The sequence below is a fragment of the Streptomyces sp. NPDC050534 genome (assembly GCF_044457745.1).
Taxonomy (GTDB): Bacteria; Actinomycetota; Actinomycetes; order Streptomycetales; family Streptomycetaceae; genus Streptomyces.
Window position 1 is genome coordinate 370,894 of record NZ_JBITHF010000009.1, and the last position, 16,268, is coordinate 387,161.

13 protein-coding genes are annotated in these 16,268 nt (G+C 70.8%); 8 read left to right on the forward strand and 5 right to left on the reverse strand.

Going from position 1 to position 16,268, the window contains the following annotated elements; translation table 11 throughout:
- From ACIBN2_RS29585 to ACIBN2_RS29595, 3 genes are all read left to right on the forward strand, one after another.
- Positions 1 to 858: a YhjD/YihY/BrkB family envelope integrity protein gene (locus ACIBN2_RS29585; protein ID WP_399138802.1), complete on the forward strand. Its 858-nt coding sequence runs from the start codon at positions 1 to 3 to the stop codon at positions 856 to 858.
- Positions 859 to 972: 114 nt separating this feature from the next.
- A complete protein-coding gene (locus tag ACIBN2_RS29590; RefSeq protein ID WP_399138803.1) occupies positions 973 to 1,437 on the forward strand; it encodes an SHOCT domain-containing protein in 465 nt (154 codons plus the stop codon).
- Positions 1,438 to 1,470: 33 nt separating this feature from the next.
- On the forward strand, positions 1,471 to 1,893 hold the full coding sequence (locus tag ACIBN2_RS29595; RefSeq protein WP_399138804.1) for a hypothetical protein: 423 nt from the start codon (positions 1,471 to 1,473) through the stop codon (positions 1,891 to 1,893).
- A 278-nt stretch (positions 1,894 to 2,171) separates the two neighbouring features.
- Here ACIBN2_RS29595 and ACIBN2_RS29600 read toward each other — a convergent pair whose 3' ends face one another.
- Together ACIBN2_RS29600 and ACIBN2_RS29605 are read right to left on the reverse strand one after the other, a co-directional pair.
- Positions 2,172 to 3,932, reverse strand: coding sequence for an FAD-dependent oxidoreductase (locus tag ACIBN2_RS29600; protein WP_399138805.1), 1,761 nt, complete (start codon positions 3,930 to 3,932; stop codon positions 2,172 to 2,174).
- A complete protein-coding gene (locus ACIBN2_RS29605; RefSeq protein ID WP_399138807.1) occupies positions 3,929 to 5,911 on the reverse strand; it encodes a maleylacetate reductase and hydroxyquinol 1,2-dioxygenase domain-containing protein in 1,983 nt (660 codons plus the stop codon). Before ACIBN2_RS29605 ends, ACIBN2_RS29600 begins: the two co-directional genes overlap by 4 nt.
- 212 nt (positions 5,912 to 6,123) lie before the next feature.
- Between ACIBN2_RS29605 and ACIBN2_RS29610 the strand changes: the two genes are divergently transcribed.
- From ACIBN2_RS29610 to ACIBN2_RS29630, 5 genes are all read left to right on the forward strand, one after another.
- On the forward strand, positions 6,124 to 7,002 hold the full coding sequence (locus ACIBN2_RS29610) for a helix-turn-helix domain-containing protein (protein WP_399138808.1): 879 nt from the start codon (positions 6,124 to 6,126) through the stop codon (positions 7,000 to 7,002).
- 219 nt (positions 7,003 to 7,221) lie between these two features.
- Positions 7,222 to 7,650, forward strand: a complete 429-nt coding sequence (locus tag ACIBN2_RS29615; protein ID WP_399138810.1) for an SgcJ/EcaC family oxidoreductase — start codon at positions 7,222 to 7,224, stop codon at positions 7,648 to 7,650.
- 2 nt (positions 7,651 to 7,652) lie between these two features.
- Positions 7,653 to 8,573: an alpha/beta hydrolase gene (locus ACIBN2_RS29620; RefSeq protein WP_399138812.1), complete on the forward strand. Its 921-nt coding sequence runs from the start codon at positions 7,653 to 7,655 to the stop codon at positions 8,571 to 8,573.
- 11 nt (positions 8,574 to 8,584) lie between these two features.
- On the forward strand, positions 8,585 to 9,589 hold the full coding sequence (locus tag ACIBN2_RS29625; RefSeq protein ID WP_399138814.1) for a sigma-70 family RNA polymerase sigma factor: 1,005 nt from the start codon (positions 8,585 to 8,587) through the stop codon (positions 9,587 to 9,589).
- Positions 9,590 to 9,671: 82 nt separating this feature from the next.
- Complete coding sequence (locus ACIBN2_RS29630; RefSeq protein ID WP_399138815.1) at positions 9,672 to 10,898, forward strand: glycoside hydrolase family 88 protein; 1,227 nt, start codon at positions 9,672 to 9,674, stop codon at positions 10,896 to 10,898.
- Positions 10,899 to 10,973: 75 nt separating this feature from the next.
- On the opposite strand, the gene ACIBN2_RS29635 is transcribed toward ACIBN2_RS29630, so the two are convergent.
- Genes ACIBN2_RS29635 through ACIBN2_RS29645 form a run of 3 tightly spaced genes read right to left on the reverse strand, consistent with a single transcriptional unit; the run spans position 10,974 to position 16,031 of the window.
- Positions 10,974 to 13,730 (reverse strand): phosphoesterase, encoded by a 2,757-nt coding sequence (locus tag ACIBN2_RS29635; RefSeq protein ID WP_399138817.1) that lies wholly within the window; start codon positions 13,728 to 13,730, stop codon positions 10,974 to 10,976.
- A 4-nt stretch (positions 13,731 to 13,734) separates the two neighbouring features.
- Entirely contained in the window at positions 13,735 to 15,093 is a 1,359-nt protein-coding gene (locus tag ACIBN2_RS29640; RefSeq protein ID WP_399138819.1) for an ABC transporter permease, read from the reverse strand.
- Positions 15,090 to 16,031 carry an ABC transporter ATP-binding protein gene (locus tag ACIBN2_RS29645; protein WP_399138821.1) on the reverse strand — a complete coding sequence of 314 codons (942 nt, stop codon included), beginning with the start codon at positions 16,029 to 16,031 and terminating at the stop codon, positions 15,090 to 15,092. Before ACIBN2_RS29645 ends, ACIBN2_RS29640 begins: the two co-directional genes overlap by 4 nt.
- Positions 16,032 to 16,268 lie beyond the last annotated feature (237 nt).

Here is a 16,268-nt window from a genome sequence, read left to right on the forward strand (position 1 = left end):
ATGGCCAGGGACACCGCACCGGCCACCCGCAGGGAGCGCGCGGTCCAGGCGGTGGCGCGCCTCAGGGCCGGGCCGCTGGGCCGGCTGCTGCCCCGGCTGGCCGCGCTCAATCTCGTAGAAGGCGCCATGAGGCTGGCCGCGCAGGCATTCCTGGCGGCGCTCCCCCTGCTGATGACCGTGGGCGCGTTCGCGCCTCCCGGCCTGAAGCACCTGCTGGCCGACTCCCTGAGTTCGGTGCTGGGCGTGCGAGGCGAGACGCTCGACGAGGTGAGACACACCTACACCGCGGGCGGCTCGACGCGGCAGTCCGTCGGTGCCCTGGGCGCGCTCCTGACCCTCGCGTCGGCCACCGCGTTCAGCCGGGCCCTGCAGGCGGTGTGCGAGCGCTGCTGGCACCTGCCCCGGGCGCCGATGCGGGCGGTGGCCTGGCGCTGGCTCATCTGGTTGGTGGTGTGGCTGGCCTTCATGTTCGTCCAGGCCCCTCTGCGGCGGGGCTTCGGGATCGGCCCGGCCACCGGTCTTGCGCTGTCCCTGGTGGGGTCCGTCCTGCTGTGGTGGTGGTCCCAGCATCTGCTGCTGAGCGGCAGGATCAGCTGGTCGAGCCTGCTGCCGGGGGCGGTCCTGGCGGGGGTGGGCACGATCACCCTGAGCTGGGCCGGCCATCTGCTCCTGTCCAACGCCATGCAGCGCAGCCTCGACGAGTTCGGGCCGCTCGGCCCGGTCTTCACGCTTCTGTCCTGGCTGATCAGCGTCTTCCTCGTCGCCATCTCGGGCATGGCCCTCGGCGAGGCCGTCGCCACCAGCGCCTGGTACCGGCACACCGCGGCCTTCCACGCCCGCGCGGAGGCCGAGGGGTGACCCTGTCCGGCGCCGCTCACCCGTGCCGGGTGAGGCCGCCCGGGGCTTGCCGTGGGCACGCTGAGAAGCGCAGAAGCAGGTCGCCGGGCGCATGCCCGGGACGGAGGGAGAGACATGAGCACGCCCACGTACCTCGCGTACGACTATCCGATGCTGAGCATCTTCTGGTCCATGCTGGTGTTCTTCCTGTGGATCATGTGGTTCATCCTGCTCTTCCGGATCATCGTCGACATCTTCCGTGACGACACCATGAGCGGCTGGGGCAAGGCCGGGTGGCTGGTGTTCGTCATCGTGCTGCCCTTCCTGGGTGTCTTCGTCTACGTGATCGCACGCGGCAAGAACATGGGTCGCCGGGAGGTGGCGGAGCACCAGGCTCAGCAGCACGCCTTCGACTCCTACGTCCGCGAGACGGCCAAGGGCGCAGGCTCTCCCAGCAGCGCCGACGAGCTCGCCAAGCTCTCCGAGATCCGCGCCCGCGGCGACATCACCGACGAGGAGTTCGCAAGGGCGAAGGACCTGGTCCTGAGTGGTCACGGCAGCGGGAACCGTCCCGGCGCGGCCACCACGTCCGGGCACTGAGCACGCCGGGCCGAACGAAACGAGGTATTGAGGATGACCGCCACACACCCCACACAGCCCACGCACCGGGATTCAGCGAAGCAGCAGTGGGCCGCCGGCCTGGTGACCTTCGGCGCCGTCATGCTGACGATCGTCGGACTGCTCGGCGTCTTCCGCGGCATCATGGCGATCGCCAAGGACGACGTCTTCGTCAACACGCCCAACTACGTCTTCCAGTTCAACCTGACCAGCTGGGGCTGGATCCACCTCGTCCTCGGCGTGATCGCCGTGGGCGTCAGCTTCGGACTGTTCACGGCGGCCACGTGGGCGCGCGTCTCCGGCGTGGCGATCGCAGGACTGATCATCATCGGCAACTTCCTCTCGCTGCCGTACTACCCGGTCTGGTCCATCGTGATGATCGCCTTCTCGGGATTCATCATCTGGGCCCTGTGCGTGGTCAAGCGCGACGAGTACTAGTCCCTCCGGTGAACGGTGCGCGCACCGCATGAGACGGGGGACGGGGCCCGTCGGGTCCCGTGGGGGCGAGGGGATGGGAGGACGCCGCGGCGGGGGTTCGCGCGGGACGCGGGCGGCGGCCGGGGTGCAGGGCCCGCACGACGTGAGCGTCGTGCGGGCCCGGCTTGCGCCGCTCCCCGCCGCCGGTCCGCGCGGCGCGTCGTGGGCGTCAGCCGGCATGGCCGGTCCCCCGACCGTCCTCGGCCTCTGCGACGCCTTCGGCATGCCGGGGCCTGCCGTCAATCGCCACGGCACAGCACCGTCGTCAGCGCCTCCCTGAGCAGGCGGGTGGCCTCGGACACGTCCGCGGCGCCGCCGGGCCGGCGCCAGGCCACGTAGCCGTCGGGGCGGACCAGCAGGACCCCTTCCTCGTCGATCTCCGCGCGCCGGCTCCACTCGCCGTACGCGTCGTGGGCGTCGCGGTCGACGACGACTCCGCGCAGGCCGAGACCGAGTTCGGTGGCCAACGCTTCGGCGGCGTCGGCCCATCGGGTTCCGGCGAGGCCGGTGACGACCGAGAAGGCGCCCTTGCCGACAAGGTCCAGCGTCGAGATCCGCCTGCCGTGCCGGTCGACGAGCCAGGCGTGCGGGAGCTTCGCGCCGGGGCGGGAGGACGGGCGGCCGAAGAGTTCGTGGTCGCGGGTGATCGTCTCGACGGTGCCGTCGGGAATGACGGCGGCCGACTCGTAACGCTGGTTGTGCTCGACGCCGTGGGCGTTGAACTCGTAGTGCTTCAGCTCGATCGCCTCGCGGACGGCCCGCCGCCTCTTCGCCCCCTCCGCGTCCGGCTGCCGCACCGCGTACAGGGCTTTGGCGATGCCCTCCTCGTCCCCGCCCACGACACCGACGGCCTCGAAGAGCGGCAGGAACTGGTCGCGGGAGAGGTTCGCCCGCTCGACGATCTGCCGTGCGACAGGGGCCCGTTCGTCGGTGTAGGTGTCCAGCAGCCCAGGTCCGGCCTGTCCGTTGACGACGGCCGCCAGCTTCCACGCCAGGTTGAACGCGTCCTGTACGGAGGTGTTGGAGCCGAGTCCGTTGGACGGCGGATGGCGGTGGACGGCGTCCCCGGCGCAGAAGACGCGGCCCGCGTGCAGCCGCGTCGCGTAGGCGTGGTTGACCGTCCACAGGGAGGCGCTGTCGATCTCGACGTCGAGTTCGCCGTCCCCGACGAGGTCGCGGACGATCGCCGTCGCCGCCTCGTCGGTGACCTGCGGTGCGGGGCCGTCGATGTCGTAGCCCCACACGATCAGCCACTCGTTCCAGGGCCGGACCATGCGCAGCAGGCCCATGCCGATGCCGCCCACGTCGGCGCCCGGGCGCATGATCCAGTACAGGACGCTGGGCCGGTGCTCCACGTACCGCGCGAGGTCGGCCCTGAAGACGATGTTCATGCTGCCGGCCTTGCCCATCCGCCCTTCCATGGGCAGCCCGAGCTTGTCCGCGACAAGACTGCGGCCGCCGTCGGCGCCGATCAAGTACCGTGCGCGCACGGTGTGTTCGCGTCCGCTGGGCCGGTCGCGCAGGCGCGCCGTCACGCCGTCCGCGTCCTGCTCGAAGTCGACGAGCTCGGTGTTCAGCCGCACCACGGCGCCCCGCTCGGCGGCCTTGGACAGCAGGATCGGCTCAAGATAGGTCTGCGGAAGGTCGATCATTGCGCACGGGCTCTGTGCCGCGTACTCGGTCAGGCTCTCGTCGCCGGTGCCCCAGGTGCGGATGCGGCCGATCTCCTCCCCCAGCAGCGCGGTGGCGAAGACGGTGTCGCCCATCAGCCGGCTCGGTGTGCCCTTCTGCAGGGCCTGCTCCTCGATGCCGAGGTCCCGGAAGACCTCCATGGCGCGCTGGTTGGTGATGTGGGCGCGCGGGGTGTCCGCGAGCCAGCCGTACTTGGTGACCAGTTGGGTCCGCACACCGTAGGTGGCCAGCAGCAGCGCCGCGGTGCCGCCGGCGGGCCCGCTGCCCACGACCAGGACGTCGGTGTCGTAGCTCTGGGGGGTGCTCATGCTGTCTCCGTGGAACTCGTCGGGGCGCGTTCGCCGTCCGAGGGGGCGATGCGGAAGGTGAAGTCGAGCAGGCGCCACTCGCCTTGGACCGGCCGGCCGTCGGGCGTCGGGCCGGTGTGCGGGGTGAAGTGGGTGACCAGGTCGTCCTTGACGCCGAAGACCGCGTCGCGCTGACCCGGGGCGCCGTCCAGGTAGGCCCCGCCCCGTACGAAGAGCTGGGTGATCAGGGGCTGGTGACCGGGGGCGTTGATCAGGAAGTGCACGTGCGGGGCGCGGTAGGGGTGACGGCCCACGGCGGAAAGCATCCTGCCGACCGGGCCGTCGTCCGGGATCGGGTACTCGGACGGCAGGATCGACCAGAACGTGAACCGTCCGTCCTCTCCGGTGGTGAACCGGGCGCGCAGCACCGGCCCGTCCAGGTCCGGGAGCTGGACGTCGTAGAAGCCGTCCTCGTTGGACTGCCACACGTCCACTACGGCCCCGCCGACCGGTGTGCCCTCCGGGTCGGTGACCTTGATGTCCGCCCACATAGGCGTCCCTTCGAGGCCGCCCGCGATGTCGGCGCCGTGCTCGGCGGCGGGCGGCCCGGCCACGTAGAAGGGACCGAGGATCGCGGAGGAAGTGGTCTCAGGTGTACGGGAGTTGGTGAGGGCGTCGACGACGCTGGAGATGCCGAGCGTGTCGGAGAGGAGGATGAACTCCTGCCGGGTCCCGGTGGTGATGTGGCCGGCCTGGGTGAGGAAGTCGATGGCGCGCTGCCACTCCTGAGGGGTCAGGTCGTTGCGGACGGCGTAGCCGTGCAGGGTGCGCGCGAGGTCGCTGAGCAGCTGCCGCAGGCGCGGGTTCGCGCAGCCGTCGAAGCTCGCCACCACCTCGTCAGTCAGCGGGCGCAGGTCGGGGGCCGAGCCGGCCGCGGGCTGCGGGCGCCTCCCCTGCCATGCCTCGCTCAGCAGGTCCGCGATGCCGGTGCGGGTCACCTCGCGCGGGTTCGGGTACGGCTGTGCGGTGGCGAGTTCGGCCGCGCGGTCCAAGTCTGCCTCGGTGAGGCCGAGTTCGCGCAGGGACGTAGGGCCGCCGGCCTGGCGGACGAGGTCGAAGACGCCCGTGGCGGCGTCGGGCACCCCCAGCGCGTGTGCGACACGTGCCATCGCGTCCGGAGCGGCGGAAGCGTTGTAGGCCATGGCGTGCGGGAGGACCACGGTGTGGGTCTCGGCGTGCGGGAGGCCGAAGGCGCCGCCCAGCGTGTGGCAGAGCTTGTGGTGCAGCCCCATGCGGACGCTGCCCAGGCAGCTGCCCGCGAGCCATGCGGACTGGAGCAGGTTCGCCCGCGCCTCCATGTCGGACGGGTCCTCGTACAGGGCGGGGAGGGCCCGGCCGATCGCGGCGACCGCCTCCAGGGCCAGGGCGTCGGTGACGGGAGTGGCGTCCGGTGCGTAGAGGGCCTCCACGGCGTGCGCCAGCGCGTTGACACCGCTGGTGACGGACATGGGAACCGGCAGGCCGAGGGTGAGCTCCACGTCGTAGACGACGGTCTCCGGCAAGATCTCGGGCGCGGACCGGGTGGTCTTCCGGCCCTCCACGGTCTCGCCCAGCACAGGGGTGACCTCGGAGCCGGCGTACGTGGTCGACACGACGATCTGGGGCAGATCCGTGCGGACCGCGAGCGCCTTGGCGAGGCCGGTCGCCGAGCCGCCGCCGATCGCCACCAGACAGTCCACCCGCCGCTCGCGCACCAGGCTGAGGGCCCGCTCGGTCACCTCGACGGGGGTGTGCATGACCGCCCCGTCGAACTCGGCCGCCACCAGGTCGCCCAGACCCTCACGGAGCCGTTCGACGTCCTTGCGCAGGGCGGGTGATCCACCGGACAGCAGCATCACCCGCGCCCCGCCGAGCCGCTCCACCTCCTCACGCACCCGCTCGATGGTGCCCGCGCCGAAGATCACCCTGCTCGGGCCGGTCGTGTGTACGAAACTCCGCATGAAGCCGCTCTCCAGGCTGTGCCGTGTGGGGGTCGGGGCGTTTGCCGCAGTATCGGGGCCCCGGCGCGGATTCCTCCTGCACGATCACCGCGTCCTTCTGCACGAAAAGAGCGACCGTCCGCGTCCCTCCGCACGCGAAGGGCGTACGGCACTCCCGCTTGCCCACCGGTCGGCCCGGCGGGGAGACTGGCCGTGGCGCGAAGGAGGGCCGCATGAGCGAGATGGGGCTCGGTGACACGCACGGCATCCTGGCCCTGCCGGGCGTGCGCCCCCTTCGCAGCAGTGCCGGACTGGGCTGGGACCGGCTGTACGTGTCGACCCAGCGGGAACTGCCCTATCGGGAGGCGTTCCAGGGGGCCGGCAGCCACCTGCTGATCCTGCACCTGGACGGCCCCGTCACCGTTCGCCGGGGGCGCCGGGGACTGACGTCGGCCCGGCAGGTACCTCCCGGCGGCCTGTTCCTGCACCCGGCGGCCACGGAGCTGGACGTGGAACTCGGCGGGCACCTCAACACGGTGCACGTCTACCTGGCGGACGCCGCGCTCCAGGCGCCGGCGGACGAGGGACGGCCCGTGCGGCTGAGGGAGGAGTTCGGCAGCACGGACCCGCTGCTGGAACAGCTCGTCCTGGCCCTCGACGGTGTCGTACGGCGCTGGGAACCCAGCGGCACCGCCTACACCGACCAGCTCGCCCTGATGATCGCGGCGCAGCTGGCCCGGCGGCACAGCGTCCGGCGACGCGACACCGAACCTGCGGGGCGGCAAGCAGGGCTCGGCGACCGGCAGTTCGCGGCCGTACGGGAACTTCTCGCCGCCCGGATCTCCGAGCCGCTGTCGCTGGAGGACCTGGCCTCGGCCACCGGTTTGAGCGTCAGCCAGTTCGCCCGGCAGTTCAAGGCCCGCACCGGGTCTCCCCCGCACCGGTACCTCGTGCGACTGCGCGTGGAGCAGGCGGCCCGGCTGCTGCGGGCGGGAGCCATGCCCATCGCCCAGGTGGCGGCCGCCTGCGGGTTCTCGCACCAGGAGCATCTGACCCGGGTGCTGCGCTCCCATCTCGGCACGACGCCTGCGGCGCTGCGCCGCGAGGGCTGACCCGGTCGCGGTGCGAAAGCCGGGTGCGGCGGTCCGCCGATTCCTTTCGCGGCCACGGCGGTCCGCCGATTCCTCTTGCGGCCACCACGGTCCGCCGATTCCTTTCATGGCCGCGGCGGTCTGTATTGCCGAAGGCTTCGCGGCCGAGCACGGACGAGGACCGCCGTGCACGCACGGATGGCGCGGAGCGAGGCGATGCACGATGTCGAGGAGACCGTCATGACCAGCGACAACACGTGGAGCGACGCCGACCGCGCGGTACGCGCGGTGCTGGACTCGATCTACGCGGCCTGGGCCGACAACGACGCGGACGCCTTCGTGGCGCCTTACGCCGAGAACGCGACCGCCGTGCTGCCCGGCACCTACCTGCCCGGCAGGAAGGCGATCAAGGACACGATGGCGACCCTCTTCGCCGGCGAGCTGAAGGGCTCTTCCGCCCGGCACGAGGTGCAGGACGTACGGTTCGTCGGCGCCGACGCGGCCGTGGTGATCAGCAAGGGGGCGGTGCTCCTGGCCGATCAGAGCACACCCGACCGCGCGAACCGCGCTCTGGAGACATGGGTGCTGGCCCGGCAGGACGGCGACTGGCGGGTGCAGGCGTTCCACAACTGCCCCGAGCAGGCCGCCATGGCGGACGAGGAGGCGTGATCATGCCGAGCAAGCAGGCCGAGGCGGTCCGCAGGCACTGGACGGCGGCGCGCCGCGCCATGGTGGATGCGGACGCCGAGCCGCTGGACGACGAGTCCTGGGGTGATCTGACGGCCGAACCGCGGGAGGTCGACTACATCGAGACCGAGGCGGGCGGTGTGCCCGCGATGTGGGTCACGCCGAAGCGCAGCGCGGCCGACCGGGTACTGCTGTGCATGCACGGCGGCGGATACCTCAGCGGTTCGATCTACACCCACCGCAAGATGTTCGGCCATCTGGCCAAGGCGACCGGGGCTCGGGCACTCGTCTTCGGCTACCGGCTCGCCCCCGCGCACCCCCATCCCGCCCAGGTGGACGACGCGACCGCCGTGTACCGGTGGCTGCTGGACCAGGGGATACGCGCGAACCGGATCGCGTTCACGGGCGACTCCGCCGGCGGCGGCCTGTCACTCACGACCCAACTACGGGCACGGCAGCGGGGTTTGCCCCTGCCTGCCGCGTCACTCCTGATCTCCCCCTGGGTGGACATGGAGGCGAACGGCGAGTCGTACGCCACCAACCGGGACAGGGACCCCTTCTTCCTCCGTGAGTCGGTGCGCCGGTTCGCGGGCGTCTTCCTGGGCCCGGACGGCGACCCGCACGACCCGCTGGCCGGTCCGCTCCACGCGGACCTGTCTGGACTCGGGCCGATCTACATCCAGGTGGGCGGGGACGAGACGCTGCTCGACGACGCGCGGCGTCTGGACGAGTACGCCCGCAAGGCCGGCGTCGACGTACAACTGGACGTCTTTCCCGGCATGTTGCACACCTTCCAGATGGCCGCGGGGCGGGCGCCGGAAGCGGACGAGGCCGTCCGGAGGATGGCCTCGTGGGTACGTCCCAGGCTGGGGCTCCAGCCATTGACCGGTCCCGTTACCGACTGAAAGGAGCGACCATGACGGGCAGGACGGGCGTGGTGGCCGACGCGGACGAGTTCGCCCGCCGCACCGAGCCGTTGCGGCGGGAGTTGCTGGCGCACTGTTACCGCATGCTGGGTTCGGCCGATGAGGCCGAGGACCTCGTGCAGGAGACCTATCTGCGGGCGTGGCGGAGCTACGGCGGCTTCGAAGGCCGGTCGTCGCTGCGGGTCTGGCTGTATCGCATCGCCACCAACGCCTGCCTGACCGCGCTCGATCACCGCGGCCGTCGTGCCCTGCCGTCCGGCCTGGGCGCTCCCTCCGCCGACGCCGGGACCCGGCCCGAAGCTGCGGGCCCCGACGCCGACTGGGTGCAGCCCATGCCGGACGCGCTGGTTGCTCCCCAGCCGGCGGACCCCGCCACGATCGTCACGAGCCGCGAGAGCCTGCGGCTCGCGCTCATCGCGGGACTGCAGTATCTGCCCCCGCGGCAGCGGGCCGTGCTCCTGCTGCGTGAGGTGCTGGCCTTCCCCGCCTCGGAGGTCGCCGCCATGCTCGGCACCACCACCCCGGCGGTCAAGAGCACGCTGCAGCGGGCCCGTGCCCGCCTCCACGAGGTGGCACCGCAGCCCGAGCACCTCGTCGAGCCCACCGACCCCCGGGCCCTGCGCCTGCTCGAGAAGTACGTCGCCGGCTTCCAGAACGCCGACACCGAAGCCCTGGAACAGGCGCTTCGCACCGACGCGGCGATCGAAATGGTCGGCACCCGCACGTGGTTCTCCGGCAGGAAGACCTGCCTGGACTATCTCGCGCGTGTCATCGGCCCTCCCGGGAACTGGCGGATGATTCCCACCTCCGCCAACGGGCAACCCGCCGCGGCCGCCTACTACCGTGCTGCTGACGGGAGTTACCGCGCGTTCGGACTCGGGGTGCTCACCGCGACCGGCACCGGCATCAGCCACATCCACGTCTTCGGGGGCGGACCCGATCTGCTGGCCGCGTTCGGTCTGCCGGGCCATCTTGGTTCACATACAGGAACATGACTCACGTGGGTGTACGTAGTGCGCTGCGATGTGCGACGCTCGTCCAACTCCGCTTTTCCCGCGTCCAGTTGGAGGCACAGGCATGACCATTTCCCGGCGTACGGTGCTGTCCACGGCGGCCGGTGCGGCGGCCGCCTGTGTGACCGCGGCACCGGCCGCAGGTGCGGCCGAGGGCGGGACGTCCGCGGCGACGCTGCGCACGCTCGGCGCGGCGGTCGACTACGCCGTCGAGAAGGTCCGTTCCGTGGCGCCGGGGGTGACCGGTTTCCCCGTCGGGACGAAGTTCGAGAAGTGGGCGTACTCCCAGAACGGCGACTGGGTCGGCGGGTTCTGGCCGGGGACACTGTGGATGGCGTACCTGCGCAGCAAGGACGAGTCCTTCCGCACCTGGGCCCTGGCCTCGGCCCAGAAGCTGGCGCCCCGTCAGAGCGACACCAGCACACACGACTTGGGCTTCCTGTTCTATCCGTCGTGGGTCACGGCGTGGAGGCTGACGGGCGACGAGGCATGGCGTGCGGGTGCGGTGCGCGCCGCCGACTCCCTCATCCAGCGCTACAACCCGCGCGGGCACTTCATCCGGGCGTGGGGCGCGCTGACCGATCAGGCGAACGCGGGCCGGGTCATCATGGACACCATCATGAACCTCGATCTGCTGGCGTTCGCGAGCCGGCAGACCGGTGACAGCAGGTATCTGGACATCGCGGTCGAGCACGCGAAGACCGCGCAGAAGGTCTTTCCGCGCGCCGACGGGTCCACCCCTCACGTCTACGACTTCGATCCGGACAGCGGCGCCCCCATCGGCCCCGGCACCGTGCAGGGTTACAGCCCCACCTCCTGCTGGTCCCGCGGACAGGCCTGGGGCATCTACGGCTTCACCACCATGTACCGCAGGACGGGGAACAACGAGTTCCTGGTCACCGCCTGCAGACTCGCGGACTTCGCGGTGGGTGCGCTGAGCCCGGACCACGTTCCCGTGTGGGACTACCGCGCGCCACAGCACCCGTACGACGTCAAGGACGCGTCCGCCGGTGCCGTCATGGCGTGCGGGCTGCTCGATCTGGCCAGTGCCACCGGCCGGCAGTCCTATCGTGACGTGGCACTGCGCATGCTCACGGCGCTGTCGACGACCTGTCTGACGAAGAACTCGGCGCGCGCGGAAGCGGTGGTGGCCCGCTGCACCCGCAACCGGCCGGCCGAGGACGGTGTCGAGATCTCCCTCCCGTACGCCGACTACTACCTGATGGAAGGCATCCTGCGGGTGCTCCAGCCGCAGGACGTCGACCGGGCGGTCGATCTGTCGGCCCGGTGACCGCCGGCGCCATGCCAAGACCCCCGGCCGGCGGTGTCGCCGGCCAGGGGCTTGTTGACGCCACTCGGGGCTGCGTCAGCCGTCGTTCTCCGGCGACGGGAGGTAGGCGCCCGGTACGTCGTCGGGCGCGTACACCTTGCTGTCACCGGGGTACGGCTTGGTCCAGTTGTGCGTCTCGTACCAGGTGAGGCGGTTCATCTGGGCGGGGTTGGCGTAGTCGGGCACGGCGTGGGGGCCGGTCAGCCGCTGGTGCGACTCCCACGTCTTCCACTGCGCCGCGAGCTTCTGCTTGTCCGCCGGCACCTTCGCCGCCGTCGGCGCCGGCGACGCCTTGGCGTCCTGCGGTGCCGGGGTGTCCGCGCCGCAGGGGGGCAGGGTGGACAGACCGTCGGTCAGCGAGGTCCGGTTGGCCTGCGCCGTGAACGGCGTGCTGTCCGGCTTGCGGCTGAACGCCCCGTACATCGGGGTCGCCGCGCTGTCCTTCTGGTTCATCGGGTGGATACCGAGGATCTGCTCGACGGTGCGGATCATCGTGATCTGCGAGTAGAAGTGGTTGTCGACCTTGCCGTGCTGGGACCAGGGACTGATGATCTGGACCGGCGCACGGTGGCCGTCGACGTGGTCGAGGCCGGCCTGCGAGTCGTCCTCGACGACGAAGATCGCCGAGTCCTTCCAGTACTTGCTGTGCGAGATCTCGTCGACCATCCTGCCGACCGCGAGGTCGTTGTCCGCGACCTCGGCGGCGGGGCTCGGCGGGCCACCGGTGTGGTCGTTGGAGAACCAGAACATGTTCAGGTTCGCCGGACCGTTCTTCTCGAAGTCCTGCTTCCAGATCTGGTACTTGTAGACGTCCGGCACGTCGAGGTCGAAGAGCGGGAAGCCGGGCACCGACACCTTGTTGAGCGACGGGATCGCCGAACCGGTCTGGATCGGGTACGCGGTCTGCGCCCCGGTCGCGTCCATGTTCTTGGCGTCGCAGTACAGGTTCTGCCACGTCGCCCCGGCCGGCTTGCTCTCGACCGACTGGAACTCGCCGTAGTCCTTCACGGACTTGCCGGCCGCCTGCGCGCCCGACCAGATGAAGCCGCTCTTCTGGTGGCCGAGGACGTCGTTCTCGGTGTCGTAGCTGCGTGCGTACTCGCCGGCCGAGGACTCGGTGTACTCCGGATTGTCGGACTGCATGAGCCAGTTGTGGCCCTCGGCGGAGTTCGTGCCGATGTCGTAGAAGTTGTCGTAGAGCCCGAACTGCTCCGCCATCGCGTGCTGGTTGGGCGTGACGTTCTCGCCGAACTGGGTGAACGCCGGGTTGCCGTCGCCCTGTGCCATGTCGCCGAAGACCTGGTCGTAGGTCCGGTTCTCCTTGACGAGCAGGAAGACGTGCTTGATCGTCGAGGGGTCGCCGAGCCGCACCGGGACCGGCACGGGCCTGGCGTGGCCCTTGCCCTTGGACGTCGTGACCGAGCCGGGGGTCCAGCCGTTCTGCTTGAAGACCTTGGCCGTCTGGGACCGGACGGTCCGGTCGTCCGGCAGCGTGAACTGCGTCAGGCTCGACGTGGTGTCGTGGGTGCCGTGGCCGCCGGTGGTGGAGGGCCGAAGGGCGTCGATGCCACGGGTGTTGGAGACGACCACGTTCCTGCCCACGGTGGTGATCTCCGAGGGGAAGTAGTCCGTGGGCAGCAGGCCGACGTAACTGGCGGGCGCCTGCGGGGACTTGTAGCGGTAGACGGCGACCGCGTTCGCGCGGCCGAGCGTCACCAGCAGACGGCCGTCGTCGGTGAGGGTCACGGCGTTGGGCTCGTAGCCGACGGACGCCTCGGGCCACGGCTGGGTCGAGATGGTCTGGACGACCTTGTCCTTGCGGCTGTCGATGACCGACACGTTGTTGTCGGCGGTGTTGGTGACGAACACCGCGCCGTTCTTCGCGTACACCGCGGTCGGGTGCAGACCGACGTCGATGCTCCCGACGGCGGCGGACGGGTCCGCCGTGTCGATGACGCTGACCGTGCCGGTGGTGCCGGCGCCGGTGTCCGGGTTCGCCACGACCTGGGTGCCGTAGGAGTTGATCGTGGTGTCACCGGCCTTCGCCGGGCGCCCGCCCTCGTTGCTGACGTACAACTTGCCGCCGACCAGGGCGAGTCCACGGGGCGCGTTGCCGACGGCCCAGCTCTGCTTGATGGTTCCGGTCGCCGCGTCGATGGCGACCACCTTGTTCTGGCCGTTGACCGCGGAGTACACGGTGGAGCCGTCGGCGGAGAAGACAGCGGCGCCCACGAGCGCGTGCTTGGAGCCGTCGGCCGGGATCGAGACGGTGGTCGGGCTCGCGAGGGTGCCGTCCGCGTTGACGGTGAACTTGGTGTAGCCGTCGCTCTGGCCCAGCCACAGCTGCGTGCCGTCGGGCGAGTACGACGGGCCCTCCTGGCCGACGGAGCCGCTCTTGATGCGCAGGTCGTCCGCCGCGTTGGTGCCGACCTTCTGCTTCACCTGCCCGGTCTTCAGATCCATGACGACGAGCGACGCGTCGCCGTCGGCCACCGCGGCCGCGAGGTGGGTGCCGTCCGGGCTGACCGAGGACGACATGATCTTGCCGTCGTTGATGACGGTACGGTCGCCGTACGGCGCGATGTACTGGTCGGCGGAGACGACCTGGCCGTCGGCGGTGACCTGGCCGACCTGCTGGGTACCGAACTGGTGCGTCGAGGCCACCGCGGTGCCCGTGATGGCGAGGGCGACGGCGATGCCCGACGTCACCAGCAAGGTCCGGCGACCGACACGTCTACCAAAGAGGCTGACGTGCTCCCTTTCGTTCACCCGGCGCTGCCGTGTTACCTGCATGGAGTTATCCCTTCAGGGTGGTGTCGAGCAGCTCGACGTTGCCGTCGAACTGCCAGAGCGGGTTCGGCGCGTCACCGGTGGGGGTTCGCACGAGGAAGTAGCCGTTCACTTCCTTCGGTCCGTCGCCGTCGGCGACGTACCTTCCGTCCGCGGTGAAGTCGAGTTGGTAGATGGCCGATCCGGTGGCCTTGACGCCCGGCAGGTGCCAAGTGACCACGCAGCGCCAGTCGTTGCCCGGTCCCTCGGCGGCGAGCTGGCCGGCGCCCTTGTTGCACGCCGCCGACGCCCGCAGCTGCGCCTCGGTGACGGCGGGGCGGTTGAGCTGTTCGGTCTGCAGGCGGTAGAGGCGGGCGAAGGCCGTGGCGACGGACCGCTGCACCTTGGACTGCCGGATTCCCGAACCCGTGGACGGGGTCGCCACGGCGACGGCCGCGACCGTGAGGGCGAGCAGTCCGGCCAGCGGCAGGAGCCCGGCGGTGACCGCGCGGCGCCCGGAGCCGTCGTAGGTCGGATTGGTGAAGTCGCGCCGCAGGAACAGCACATGGGCCAGCGCGGTCGCGAGTACGGCCCACAGCAGGCTGACGGCGATGCCGATCAGGAGCGGGCCCAGCTGCATGGGGCTGGTGAACAGGCCGTTCCAGGCGATGAAGGCGTAGCCCGGCAGGGCGAGGCGCACCGCTACGGGCAGCGGCAGCATCTGGGCGAGCTGCATCACGAGCGCCACGAGCGCGGGCAGGAGCAGCCCCATCGGCGAGCGTCCCAGCGCGATCGACCCGAGCAGTCCGATCGCGGCGAGGGCCAGCGTCGGCGCGAGCACGCAGGCCCAGGCGAGGAAGACCTTTGCGGCCGCGTCGGACGGCGCCAGCAGATGGCCGTCGAGTCCGACCAGCGGCTGGTTGCCGACCGCCAGGAGCCCGCCCACCACGCTCGAACAGGCCAGCCCGGCGACGAGCAGGAGGATGACGGTGAGGCTCGCGAGCGACTTCGCCACGAAGATGCGGCGCGGTGAGCGCACCGCCACGAGCAGGTGGCGCCAGGTGCCGAGCCGGTCCTCGGAGGCGAACACGTCGCCGGCGACCACCGAGGTCAGCAGCGGGAGCGCCCAGGTGCCCGCGAATCCGAGCATCACCAGTGGCGCGGCCCAGCCCGTGGCGAGCATCCAGCGGCCGAAGAGGGTGTCGGTGGGAAGCGTGCTCTGCTGGCCCACCCCGACGACGAAGACCGCCGGCACGATCCAGCAGGCGAGGACCAGCAGCCGGATCCGCCACTGCGAGACGAGCTTGACCAGCTCGAAGCGGTAGCCGCGCGACACCGTGACGGGGCCGGCGGCCGGGGCCGGGGCGCTGACGGTGGTCGCGGTCATCTGGAGGCCTCCTGCTGCTCGGTGAGGGCGAGGAACGCGGCCTCGAGGGGGGACACGACGGGGGTGAGTTCGCGCAACGCGACGCCCGCGTGGACGAGTTGGACCACCAGTTCGTCGAGGGCGGGCACCAGCGCGCGCACCACGAGCACGTCGGCGTCCCGGCGGGCCTGGGTGTCGTCGACGACGCGGACCCCGCTCGTGCCGTCGGCCACCTGGCGGGCGGCCTGCGGGTCGGAGGTGACCAGCCGGTAGTCGAGATCGCGGTTTTCGGCCGCCAGCTTGCCGGGCGGGCCGGAGAACACGACCCGTCCGGTGGCGAGGATGGTGACCTCCGAGCAGAGCGCCTCGAGGTCGTCCATACGGTGGCTCGAAAGCACCACGCCGGTGCCGTTCGCGGCGAGCCGGTTCAGCACACCGTGCACGTGCTTCTTGCCGGCCGGGTCGAGTCCGTTGGAGGGCTCGTCGAGGACGAGCAGCCGGGGCTTGGTCAGCAACGCGGCGGCGAGCCCGAGCCGTTGGCGCATCCCGAGGGAGAAGCCACGCGCCTTGTCGTCGGCGACATCGGTGAGCCCGACCTGGTCGAGTGCCTCGTCGACACCCGCCGTCCGCGCGTCGTGGCCGCGCAGGGCCGCCAATGCGGAGAGGTTCTGCCTGGCGGTGAGGGAGGGGTAGAGCCCGGGCCCGTCCACGAAGCCGGCGACACCGTCGGGAGCGGCGAGCGACGGTCCGACCGGGGTGCCCAGGATCTCGAGCCGACCGCCGTCGGCGACGGCGAGACCCAGCAACAGGCCGAGCAGTGTCGTCTTGCCGGCGCCGTTCGGCCCGACCAGGCCATGTATCTGACCAGGCGTCACATCCAGATCGATGCCGTCGAGTGCGACGACCTCACCGAAGCTCTTGGTGATCCCCCGAGCCCTCACCGCGTGGAGTGTGTCCATAGCCCCTTCTTTCGAAATCCGCAGGGACCATAAGGACGGCACACAACCCGGACACAGACGAGTGGCTTAACGGTCAAGGAACGGATCGTCAAAGAGTGGGCAAGTCGCGTGCGAAACGTCCGCACGGCAGGTGTGTCCGCCTCACCACAACTGACTTACGGGACAACACCATTGAGGCGCGACAATTGGCGCCCTACGGGGCTTCCCACCCCGGAACATGACGAAGCCCGGGCGCGC

Excerpts from the sequence above, each read along its gene's own strand:
- ACIBN2_RS29615 (WP_399138810.1), top strand. The coding sequence starts at position 7,222 with ATGACCAGCGACAACACGTGGAGCGACGCCGACCGCGCGGTACGCGCG.
- ACIBN2_RS29625 (WP_399138814.1), top strand. The coding sequence starts at position 8,585 with ATGACGGGCAGGACGGGCGTGGTGGCCGACGCGGACGAGTTCGCCCGC.
- ACIBN2_RS29590 (WP_399138803.1), top strand. The coding sequence starts at position 973 with ATGAGCACGCCCACGTACCTCGCGTACGACTATCCGATGCTGAGCATC.
- ACIBN2_RS29595 (WP_399138804.1), top strand. The coding sequence starts at position 1,471 with ATGACCGCCACACACCCCACACAGCCCACGCACCGGGATTCAGCGAAG.
- ACIBN2_RS29630 (WP_399138815.1), top strand. The coding sequence starts at position 9,672 with ATGACCATTTCCCGGCGTACGGTGCTGTCCACGGCGGCCGGTGCGGCG.
- ACIBN2_RS29585 (WP_399138802.1), top strand. The coding sequence starts at position 1 with ATGGCCAGGGACACCGCACCGGCCACCCGCAGGGAGCGCGCGGTCCAG.
- ACIBN2_RS29640 (WP_399138819.1), bottom strand. The coding sequence starts at position 15,093 with ATGACCGCGACCACCGTCAGCGCCCCGGCCCCGGCCGCCGGCCCCGTC.
- ACIBN2_RS29600 (WP_399138805.1), bottom strand. The coding sequence starts at position 3,932 with ATGAGCACCCCCCAGAGCTACGACACCGACGTCCTGGTCGTGGGCAGC.
- ACIBN2_RS29635 (WP_399138817.1), bottom strand. The coding sequence starts at position 13,730 with ATGCAGGTAACACGGCAGCGCCGGGTGAACGAAAGGGAGCACGTCAGC.
- ACIBN2_RS29620 (WP_399138812.1), top strand. The coding sequence starts at position 7,653 with ATGCCGAGCAAGCAGGCCGAGGCGGTCCGCAGGCACTGGACGGCGGCG.
- ACIBN2_RS29610 (WP_399138808.1), top strand. The coding sequence starts at position 6,124 with ATGAGCGAGATGGGGCTCGGTGACACGCACGGCATCCTGGCCCTGCCG.
- ACIBN2_RS29645 (WP_399138821.1), bottom strand. The coding sequence starts at position 16,031 with ATGGACACACTCCACGCGGTGAGGGCTCGGGGGATCACCAAGAGCTTC.
- ACIBN2_RS29605 (WP_399138807.1), bottom strand. The coding sequence starts at position 5,911 with ATGCGGAGTTTCGTACACACGACCGGCCCGAGCAGGGTGATCTTCGGC.